This window comes from Butyrivibrio sp. ob235 (assembly GCF_900109475.1).
Taxonomy (GTDB): domain Bacteria; phylum Bacillota; class Clostridia; order Lachnospirales; family Lachnospiraceae; genus Butyrivibrio.
The window spans coordinates 148,481-159,811 of record NZ_FOBE01000003.1 but is presented as its reverse complement, the minus strand read 5'-3'; the positions used below and the strand labels follow the sequence as shown (position 1 = coordinate 159,811).

Sequence of the window (11,331 nt, the reverse complement as noted above, 5' to 3'; positions counted from 1 at the left end):
TTTTCTATATCTCCTACTTATCTCTTCATCTTAGGGTCAAAAGCATCTCTGAGTCCATCACCAATAAAGTTAAACGCAAGAACTGTAAGAAGGATAAATGTTCCTGCAGGAAGCCATACAAAGAGGTAATTGGTCATAACATATGAATCGTTAACCGCATTTATGATACTTCCCCATGAAGCAGCCGGATACTTGATACCAAGTCCGAGGAATGAAAGTGATGCCTCAGAAAGGATAACCTCACCAAGTCCCATACTTGCAAATACGATAAGCTGAGGGATTACATTAGGTATAAGGTGCTTGAAAATTCTGCGATATGTGCTTATACCAAGTGCCTCTGCAGCTACCATGAACTCCTGCTCACGAAGTGAAAGAATCTGGCCTCTTACGATACGGGCAATACCTACCCAACCGATTACGGCCATAACTACGCAGAGAAGGTAAATACGAGCTCTGGGGCTTGCCTGATAGTAGTCCATGATTGAACCGAGGATCAGGTACAAAGGCATGGCAGGAATACAATAAACCACGTCGACAAGTCTCATCAGAAGGTTATCAACCCATCCTCCGAAGAAACCTGCGACACCACCGATTACCATACCGATGAATACTTCGATAAATACAACTACAAAGCCGATAAGCAATGAAATACGTCCACCATACATAAGACGGGCAAGAAGGTCCATACCATTTGCATCTGTTCCTACAGGATGTGCTTTGGAAGGAGCTGCGTATATATCTATAAGTCTTGTCTCCTGGAACTTCTTGATTGTATACTGACCGGTTTTAACCTCAAATCTGTATTCAACCATATTGCCGTCAGCATCGGGATATTCAAAGGATCCTGAATTACCCTGAGCCTGGAATGCCTCAAGTGCTGCAGCCTTATAAGAAGGATCAAGGAAGGTTCCGGGATCAATAGCATTGAAGTTCATGTTGGAAACAACTGCATAGCCCTCGCCGTTTGTCTCAATAACCCCGTCACTTATGCTGTATGTAGTACCGTCCGCCTCAAAGCTGGACGCATTTGTAGCAGCAGCTACGAGAGCATTACGATAAAACTCATAGGAAAACTTTGTATCCTTGCTGTAACCGGTAAAGGATCTTTTTGATGCAACGGCCACTTCTGTAGCTTCATAAACATCTGCTTTGAAGTCCTCGCCATCAAACATATATACTTTTCCATCCTGCTCGAAATCGCTTCTTCCTGCTTTTACAGCAGCGTCAAATTCCTTGTTGCCCTTAAGGAATAACTGTGCAGGCTCAAGCGTGTATATGAGATATACGTCTGAATCCTCTGCAGCAGGTGACATTCCCATCATTGAGCCGTCACGCGTCTCGAAAACATACTTTTTCTTTGAAGCAGCAATAAGTGCTTTAGAATTTATATCTGTAGGGAGCTTAACTCCGTCAGCTACCTGGAACTGAAGCTGATCTATCTCGGTAGCTCCGGCAAAATCCTTCATTACCTGCTCTGTCTTGTAGAACACCTTACTCTCAGAATAGGGATAAAGTGCTCCTCCCACAAATGCAAAAACGAACATTGCAACAATAATGACCATTCCGACTATCGCGAGTCTGTTTCTAAGGAATCTCTTAAGAACCATCATTCCCGGAGAGAGGACACGGACTCTGTTGGCATCATCAAGATGCATCTCGAATTTAACATCTAATTCGAAACCTTTTTTGTCTTTTTCATCTTTAACTTCTTCAGTTAAGTTTTCTTTCTTTTCTTCTGACATTTTATCCGCCTCCTTTCCTTAGTTTACTCTGACTCTCGGGTCAACTACCGCATAGAGAATATCAGCGATAAGGTTACCCAGCAAAATGAGCACTGCCATAAATACCATATAGAACATAACGAAGGGAATATCTCCCTGCACTACGCACTGATATGATGTATATCCGATACCGGGGATCTGGAACAGTGTCTCAGTAATCATAGCTCCTGAGAACAGTCCCGGAAGTGATCCGCCAAGAAGTGTAACAATCGGGATAAGTGTATTTCTGAAAGCATGGTAGTTTACTACTCTGTCCTCAGAAAGTCCCTTTGCTCTTGCTGTTCTGATATAATCTGCATTCAGAACCTCAAGCATGTTAGTTCTTGTATAACGCATAAGTGAACCAACACTTACAACAGTAAGTGTGATAACAGGCATGATCATATGACGAGCCATATCAAGGATTTTACCTGTTGTTGAATAGCTCTCATGCATTCTTCCAACAATACCATAAAGATCAAGCCAACCCAGCTTTACTGAAAGTATATATTTCAAAATCGTCGCAAAGAAAAAGCTCGGAAGTGAAATTCCGATAAGTGCGATTACCGTTACAGTGTAATCAGTTGCAGAATACTGTTTTCTTGCAGCGGAAACACCCGCAGGTATAGCGATTATAATTTCCAAAATAAAAGTTACAAGGCCAAGTGCAAATGAATACCAGATAACGCTGCCAAATTTCTGTAATACAGGCTGATTCCAATACCAGGAATCACCGAAATCAAGTGTTATTGCCTTTGAAGCCCATTTAAAGTAGCCCTGGATTACCCCCGTGTCCAAGCCATATTGTGCATTGAGCTGTTCTACCCATTCAGAGTAACTTTTAGCACCGGGCTTTGTCGACAAAGCCATTGCCTGCTGTTCAACGTATGATGTAGGCATACACCTCATGATCGTGTAAATGATCATAGATACGAAAAACAATAATACTACTGATATGAGTAGACGTTTAAGTATGAATTTCTTCATTGGTGTCTATACTCCTTCTAATTAAATATCTTCTACCTATTGTGTCTGCATTACTCGGGGAGTCATGCCATCTATATATAAAATTTCACTTTGCGAAATATTATTTTCAAGGCCAATTATATAAATTGATAATTCTATTCTCTACCGTTTTAAAGCTGTGAAGTAAAAAAGTACATAACATGTCCGTGGGAGCCAAAGTGACCCCCACGGACAAAGTTATGCGTATTCTGTTATAAATACGAATTACTTAGTCATAAGTGACTGAATGCCATCATGTGCACTAGTGCTTGCAAAGAAGTTATAATATGTTGTCTCATCGTGAAGCATCTCAGAATTATCAACATCTACACGCTCTGTTGCATAAATTGAGCAATTCTGTCTCTGATATACAGGAATCTCAACAGCATAGTCAACTACATAGTCAAGGGCTTCCTTATAGATAGCCTTACGAACTGCCTGATCAGTTGTTGAACGTCCTTCAACTACAAGATCATCAAGCTCCTTCTGGTTGATTCTATACATGTAAGCAGAACCGCCATCTGAGTGGTAAACCTGATACATATCAGGATCCATTGATCCGCCCCAAGCTGCACACCAGATCTCAGCTGTTCCACCTTCAGTTGATGTCCAAAGAACTGAAGAATCTGAAAGGTCATTGATGATAAGGTCAAAACCGATCTTAGCAAGGTCTTCCTTAGCTGCTGTAAGGATACCGAATGAAGGGTGATCACCCTTACCATCAGCAGGGATCATAGCCTCGTATGAAAGCTTAGCACCCTCGGGAGCTGCTGTAAGCTTGCCATCTGATACTGTATAGCCGGCCTTCTCGAAGAAGCCAAGTGCTGCCTGAATAGCTGCATCATACTTCTCATCTTCGCTCATGCCGTCTGTGTAGATAGGATTTCCGTCAACATCTGTTGAGAAAGCAACCTTGTAATCAGGATCTGAAGCCTGAGGTGCTGCCCATGATGTGTTGGAAATAGGATAGTTGATAACGTTAGCTGCATCGCCGTAGTAAGAATCAACAACTACGTCTCTGTGAACAGCGAGAACAGTTGCGATAGCCTTACGAAGAGCCTTAGACTCTTCACTTCCGGGATCTGAACCAACCTTAACGTTCTCAGAGTTCATTCCGATGTAACCATAACCATTATTATCTACAAGTGAAGTAGAAATCTTATCACCTGTAAGCTCGCCGTTTGAGTTGTCACCAGCGATCTGCTCAAGTGTGGACTTGTTGGCTGAAGGCTCAGCAACATCAAGTGTGCCCTGTACTATAGCAGGCTCAGCATCAGACTGCTGTGTAACCTTCATCTGTACTTCCTTGATTACAGGAGCGCCAAGATAGTAGTCCTCGTTTGCTGTGAAGTAAACGATCTTGTTCTCATACTTATCAAATACATAGGGGCCTGCGCCAAGAGGCTGAGTTGTCTTTGCTCTTACGCTTGAAAGGTCACCCTTTGTGAAACCAAAGCTATTGTTGTCATAGTCAAAGAGAGACTTATCACCATAGTAGTGAAGAGGAGCGATCTCTAAGCAAAGGCTGTAAATAGCTGTAGCATCAAGCTTCTCCATATGTACTACCATCTCTGTGTCGCTGATTTTCTCAATACCCTCAATTGAAGCAGCTGAATCACCAGTCTCAACTGAGTTCTTATACTCGTCACCAAGCATATCAAGAATGCCGTCGCCAGCCTTCTCAGTATCTGTAGCTGTCATTACGTCATTGTCATAAGCAGCCATGATCTCATTCCAGAAATCATCAACTGTAGGAGCTGTGCCACCCTTAACATCGAAGGTTGCACCTGAAGGAGCTGTAAGAACGCCGCCTTCTGCTTTACCATAGCCCCAGTTAGCCATTGCGTTTGCAATAGGATCCTTAGCGATATCCTCATCATCAGATACAGCGCCATTAGCTGTGCAGTAATCAGCGATATCATTGATGAACTGTTCCTTAGCTGCAGGGAAGTCTGTCTCCCAGAACTTCTTCTGCTCATCCTCTGTGAAATATGTGAAGTCTGTGTTATCCTCACCAGCCTTGATAAGAAGGTTGAAGAGTGTGTCAGAACCACTTCTGTATGCTTCCATTCCCTTGATAGGAAGTGCATTGAATGTTGCTGATCCATCGAAGGAAGGATCTGAAAGTACATACATTGTGAAAATAACGTCGTCGATAGTAACTGGTTCACCATCAGAGAACTTAATATCATCACGCATCTTAAATGCGTAGTCTACTGTGCCATCCTCATTCTCAGTAATTACGCAATCAGCAGGACCCTTGTACTCATAAGAGTTACCATCATACTCTTTGGTCTCACCCTCGATACCATTCATAATAACTTCACCGAGACGATCAACCTTAAGTAACGGGATTGATGTCATCTGCTCTACGTTGATATCGTAAGCAGTGTTTGCAAAGAAAGGACTGAACTTCTCAGAAAACTCTGACTCTCCGATTACAAGAGGAGCTCCGCTTCCTGTGCTCTCAGTAGCCTCTCCTGCTTCTTCTGTGGACTCTGTCTCTGCCTCTGTAGCATCAGCAGCTTCCTCAGTTGAAGCTTCTGCAGTAGACTCAGCTGTGTCTGCAGATTCGGTTGTTGTAGTGTCTGCGCCTGTGTTAGCATTGCCGCCACAACCAACAGCTGAAACAACCATTGTTCCGGCAAGTCCTAATGCCAGAAATTTGCCTAACTTTTTCATGTTACCCTCCATTCCGGGGTTTACTCCCCCTGGTATTTATGTGCATCCACACTCGTGGCTGTCACCAATAATTATTTACCGGATTCAACCGATATTCCGGAAAACTTCTTATTGTAATATCTCGCAAAAAAGCACGCCAGAACAATCACCGGCACATGCAGAAACAAGTATATCAGTTCACGGACGATATCATACTGTCCTCTCCTGATAATCAGATAAACAACTTCGCATACAGTGCTGAGAGCCGCCATCACGATCACGGCTATACCGCAAAAATGCATACGCCCTACGCCCTTGTCATACTGCTGTCTTGTCATTCTCGGAGTAGCGCCCGCAAATTCCACAATTCCTATAAGGAAGAAAAGTACCGGCAAAAACTGACAGAAATAAGGCAGCACCACCCACAATGTACGTGAAGAGGTCTGATTCACAAGGCCCTGTACCACAAGCGCAGCTAACATTCCTGCTCCGAAAAGCAGGCATGGCAAATAGGTCTTTTTCTTTTCAGTTTCGCCATAAGGAAGCACATAGATATCCCCTTTATAGAAGAATCTATCACGAAACCTCCCTTTTTTATCCATCTCGGGAACATGATCGTAATCGCCCTTGTACGGATTGTGCAGAATACTCATTACCCCCAAAATCCTGTTTCTGTATAAATATAATAAGCGCTCCCGCACTTACACCCTGCAAGTAGGAACGCCGTTGTTCTTAATGTAAGCATTACAATATTGATTATTTTAAGTCTTAACCGAGATTAAATTATATCAAATAGATAAAATAAGTCAAGCACTCGCGCACTTTTGTCTTTGTGTGGCGGACACTCTGTTATAGTAACGTGCTACCTTGGAAACGCGATGAAATCTACGTTTTCTTATTTTCCCATAAAAATGGCTTTCCAAATAAACTTTATATTTGACTCAAAGTATCTCTTGAAAAGACGTTTTGGATCCTGGAACAATCTGTAGAGCCATTCCATACCGATTTTCCTGACCCACCTCGGTGCTCTTTTTATATTTCCGGCAAAAAAATTGAAACCGGCACCCACTCCGAGCATAACTCCATGTATCTTTCCTTCATGCGCCGCCATCCATTTTTCCTGCTTCGGAGCACCAAGTCCTATCCACACAAGGTCCGCACCGGATGAATTGAGCATCTCCACAATCTCTTCATCCTCCGCTTCCGTCAGTTCTCTAAACGGCGGTGAATAGAAGCCTCTGATATCCATTCCCGGAAATCTCTCCGGAAGTTTTTCCTTTAAAAGCGCTATAGTCTCCTCTGACGAGCCGTAAAAGAAATGCGACAGTTTTCCGTCCATGGTGGAGTTAAACATTGCCTCCATGAAATCCGGTCCCGCTATTCTCTCCGCTTTGACATAGCCCGCCTTCTGAATCCTGTTTACTATAGGCTGTCCGTCCGGAAATGTCAGTGCCGAAGAATTCTGTATTTTCATGTAGTCTGCATTCTCGCTTGCTTCGACAGTTGTATGTACATTACAGAAGCAGATATATTTTCCGAAGAAATCTCTGATGTGGCTTCGAACATACCGCACTGCATTTTCTACATTAGATACAGCAAAATTGACACCCAGTACATTACATCTTTTTACCATAGCGGTATAGTAAGTCGCCTGATAATAGCCAAGCTCTCTTATAAGATTGCCTGTAATCCACTGCCCGTCCATGGACAATGCATAGTAAGTGTTAATACCGACGTTACCAAATCTTCTAACAAGATCATTTCTGACAAAATCTGCCAATTCCAATTTATCGGGAATACATATAAAGACATCACTGCAACCGGAATTTCGAACCGCATCAACCAGTTCTTCCCGTTTCTTTATGACCGCATCCTCATTGGAAAGTCTTATACCCGCCTCAGGGTATGCCTCGTCAAGGGGATGTATACCTTCCAGTGAAAACTCGAGCCCAAGTTCCTTTTCAAGATGGGCCCTTGCCGCATTAATATCCGGTGAATAGACAAGTGCGGCAATCTTTCTCCTGTGGAATTCAGGATTACCGCTTTTGATAAGAATTGCTCTATAGAGCATTCTGAATGTGAAAACAAAGACAAAATTGGTTATAACCAGAATACCCATTGCAAGTCGTGATACCAGCTGGGTATTCTTGGTAGCCATAAGAACCACCAGCATAAACACAAAAAGTATCACCTGGTTCTTAAAAAACTCAACAAAAACTTCAAGGGGATCGCTGTCCTCTATCGGCTTATAATCAAGGCTTCTTCCTCTGTAAACATTAACCAGTGTGGCAAACAGAATTTCCATGATGAACAGCATGGAATAGAGCGGTATCATCCACTCCCTCTTAAAATACCACTGAAAACGCAGAGTAATCATGACAATATAAGAAAGCGTAAGCGATACGCCATCAACAAACAATAATATTCTTCTTCTTTTATGTGAGCGTGACATGCTCATAGCAAACGACCCTCATTCCTTGATTATTCGGAGAATCTTTTATTTAAAACATCTGTGGATAATATCAATAACGATGTCCTGCTCCTCCTCAGTCATCTTGATATCCGAAGGAAGGCAGAGTCCCCTCTCAAAAATATCCATACTGATATCGGCGGCAGTTCCCTCATCAATATACGCATTACTGCGACCGCGAAGAATACCCTCCGCTGTCACAAAGATGTTGTTCCTGTAAATCGGCTGCATATGCATGGGTTTCCAGATAGGTCTTCCCTCAGCGTTAAAGCTTGCAATTGCATCCAGAATCTCTGTGGGACAAGATTTCCCGGCTTCGTGATTATAAAGAGCTTTTCTCTCAGACCTCACGTGAGGGCACATGGCGTCCTTATCAATAATCATGCAGCTAAGCCAATAGTTGGGCTCACAATTATCGGGAACAGGATTCATTGATACGGGAAGATCCTTAAGTCCCTCTTTGTATCTGTCATATACTTTTTTCTTTAAAGCGATATGCTCATCAAGATACGGGATCTGTCCCCTTACAACACCGGCAACAATATTGGACATGCGGTAGTTGTATCCAAGTTCCTCATGCTGATACCAGGGAGCATCCTCTCTGGCCTGTGTGCTCAGTTTCCTTACCTTATGACAGTCGGCTTCGCTGTCCGTAAGCAGCATTCCGCCTGAACTTCCGGTAATAATCTTATTTCCGTTAAAGGAAATAACGCTGTAATCTCCAAATTTTCCGGTCTGTTCGCCTTCATAGGTTGCGCCAAGCGATTCAGCGGCGTCCTCTATTATAAGAGCACCGTGTCTGTCGGCAATCTCTCTGATCTCACTTATCTTGCCGGGAGTTCCGTACAAATAGGCAACCACTATCAGCTTAACATCGGGATATATCTCAAAGGCCTTCTCCAGAGCTTCGGGGCTCATGTTCCAGCTGTCATATTCCGTATCGATAAAAACAGCTTCTCCGCCCTCGTAGGCGACGGGATTAACAGTTGCATCAAAAGTCATATCGGAGCAGAATACCTTATGCCCTGCCAGAGTTCCGACATTTGCGGGCTTTGGCCCGTAGAGCTTTTCACCGGCAAGTCTCATTGCAAGATGGAGAGCAGCAGTTCCGGAGCTCAGTCCTATTGCATACTTTCTTCCGACCTTCTCCTGAATCATTCTCTCCGATTCATTGATGTTCTCGCCAATGGTTGATACCCAGTTGGCCTCAATTGCTGCATTTATCCACTTAAGCTCGTCTCCGTGCATAGTGGGAGATGAAAGCCATACTTTGTTTTCGAATCTTTTTATTCCTTCAAATCTGTCCATATATACCCTCATCCGTCAGCTTCGCTGACACCTGTCTCCGTTCCACTCCGGTCCGCGCTGAACCGACGTCCCCCGGACGTCGAGCTGTCTCCGTTCCACTCCGGTCCGCGCTGAACCGACGTCCCCCGGACGTCGAGCGCCCCAGGGGAAGGCTTTTTAATATCTAATCATTCCGTCTCATTAATGAGCTCCGCTGCACGTTCAAGCGCTTTCTGGTGCTCGATCGAGTGCGAATCTGCATTATCCTCCGGGTGATAGGTTGTTACTATTTTCTGAACAATCTCTCGTATCTCGTCGGCATGCTCAGCCTTGGACGCTCCGTTCAGCTCCTCAAGCTGTGAAAAGAACTTCATATCATCCATATTTATAGGCTTGCCGATATGTATCATTCTGTTCGCGGTATCCTGAAGACCCTCTTCATCCATGAGCATCTCCTCATAGAGCTTCTCTCCGGGTCTAAGTCCCGTGAACTCAATCTTGATATCCTCACCTACCTTATATCCCGAAAGCTTAATAAGGTTTTCTGCCAGGTCAAGAATTCTCACAGGTTCTCCCATATCGAGGACAAATATCTCTCCACCCTTTGCATAGGCGCCCGCCTGCATTACGAGGCTGACAGCCTCCGGTATAGTCATGAAATATCTGATAATATTGGGGTCCGTAACTGTTACGGGTCCTCCTGCCATAATCTGCTTTTTGAAAAGCGGAATAACCGAACCGTTGGATCCAAGCACATTACCGAATCTGACCGCAACAAACTCCGTATCATAGTGCTTGTTGAAGGTCTGGACTATCATCTCACAGATTCTCTTGCTGGCACCCATGATATTGGTCGGATTTACAGCCTTATCCGTGGAGATCATGACAAACTTCTGACATCCGTTCATAGCGGCTGCCATCGCTGTCTTAAAGGTTCCGAATACGTTATTTTTAATTGCCTCGTTCGGGCTGTCTTCCATGAGCGGTACATGCTTATGAGCCGCAGCATGGTACACGATCTGAGGCTTGTACTCCTCAAAAATCCTGTTGATTCTGTTTGTGTTACGCACAGAAGCTATAAGGACCACAAGGTCAAGCTCCGGGTGGTTCCTCTTAAGCTCCTGCTGGATATCATAGGCATTGTTTTCGTAAATATCTACGATCACAAGTCTCTCGGGTTTGTGATTTGCGATCTGTCTGCAGAGCTCCGATCCGATGGATCCGCCGCCACCTGTAACAAGTACGGTCTTGCCGCTAACATATCCTGCAATCTGGTTCAGGTCAACCGCAATTGGATCTCTTCCGAGAAGATCCTCAACCTCAACCTCACGAAGCTTACTAACATTAACTTCGCCGTTAACCAGCTGATATACACCGGGAAGTGAACGAAGCTTACAGTTTGTCTCCTTACACAGATCGAGAAGTTTTCTCATCTCACTTCTTGAAAGTGAAGGTATAGCTACTATAATCTCATCAATATCATAGAGATCGGCACATTCAAGGATCTTGTCTCTGCCACCGACTACGCGGATTCCCTGAATATAATGTCCCCACTTGCTTCTGTCGTCATCGATGATACATCTGATAACCATGGTGGAGAAATTGCTGTTTACAATCTCTTTGATAATTATATTGCCGGACTCACCGGCACCTATCACCATTACAGAGATAGTGTTTTTCCTGTTCTCGGTCTTATGCTTTACGCTCCTGAAAAACCTGTAGCTGAATCTGCTTACAAAAATAAGTGTGATCAGAATAAAGGTGTACAGAAAGTAATAGCTCTGCGGAACAGGCTGTCTCCCGACTCTGAAAAACTGAAGGCCGACGGCATTCATAACACCGGAAGCCACACATGCCATAACCAGATTCTGAAGTTCTGTCTCCCCCGCATATGCCCACAAGCTGTTATATAGTCTGAAAAAATAGAAAAACAACAGCGAGAGCACAACATTGATGATAAGAAAGTTCGAAACCGGTTCCATAAATTCATACGGAACAAGATCAATATTGAACTCATATCTCATCAGGAGTGCAAGGTAACTGGCAATTATGATACTGAGAATATCATAGATGATCAGACCCGTTCTTCTATAAAATTTTGCAAAATTAAATGGTTTCTTTTCCTGTTTCATATCATTTTATAATATC

At 43.7% G+C, this 11,331-nt stretch carries 7 protein-coding genes; all 7 read right to left on the bottom strand.

The genetic code is table 11. The features are described from left to right. Window positions 1–17 precede the first annotated feature (17 nt). Window positions 18–1,742: an ABC transporter permease gene (locus BMW61_RS04840; protein WP_091820092.1), complete on the bottom strand. Its 1,725-nt coding sequence runs from the start codon at window positions 1,740–1,742 to the stop codon at window positions 18–20. 18 nt (window positions 1,743–1,760) lie between these two features. Beyond that, complete coding sequence (locus BMW61_RS04835; RefSeq protein WP_091820091.1) at window positions 1,761–2,747, bottom strand: ABC transporter permease; 987 nt, start codon at window positions 2,745–2,747, stop codon at window positions 1,761–1,763. A 243-nt stretch (window positions 2,748–2,990) separates the two neighbouring features. Continuing rightward, complete coding sequence (locus BMW61_RS04830) at window positions 2,991–5,447, bottom strand: ABC transporter substrate-binding protein (protein WP_044959013.1); 2,457 nt, start codon at window positions 5,445–5,447, stop codon at window positions 2,991–2,993. 71 nt (window positions 5,448–5,518) lie between these two features. Then, window positions 5,519–6,079: a hypothetical protein gene (locus BMW61_RS04825; protein ID WP_091820089.1), complete on the bottom strand. Its 561-nt coding sequence runs from the start codon at window positions 6,077–6,079 to the stop codon at window positions 5,519–5,521. A gap of 242 nt (window positions 6,080–6,321) precedes the next feature. Next, window positions 6,322–7,884 carry a WecB/TagA/CpsF family glycosyltransferase gene (locus tag BMW61_RS21550; RefSeq protein ID WP_139176208.1) on the bottom strand — a complete coding sequence of 521 codons (1,563 nt, stop codon included), beginning with the start codon at window positions 7,882–7,884 and terminating at the stop codon, window positions 6,322–6,324. A gap of 39 nt (window positions 7,885–7,923) precedes the next feature. Continuing rightward, on the bottom strand, window positions 7,924–9,204 hold the full coding sequence (locus BMW61_RS04815; RefSeq protein WP_175475100.1) for a DegT/DnrJ/EryC1/StrS family aminotransferase: 1,281 nt from the start codon (window positions 9,202–9,204) through the stop codon (window positions 7,924–7,926). A gap of 167 nt (window positions 9,205–9,371) precedes the next feature. Beyond that, window positions 9,372–11,315 carry a polysaccharide biosynthesis protein gene (locus BMW61_RS04810; protein ID WP_022760283.1) on the bottom strand — a complete coding sequence of 648 codons (1,944 nt, stop codon included), beginning with the start codon at window positions 11,313–11,315 and terminating at the stop codon, window positions 9,372–9,374. Between the last annotated feature and the right edge of the window lie 16 nt (window positions 11,316–11,331).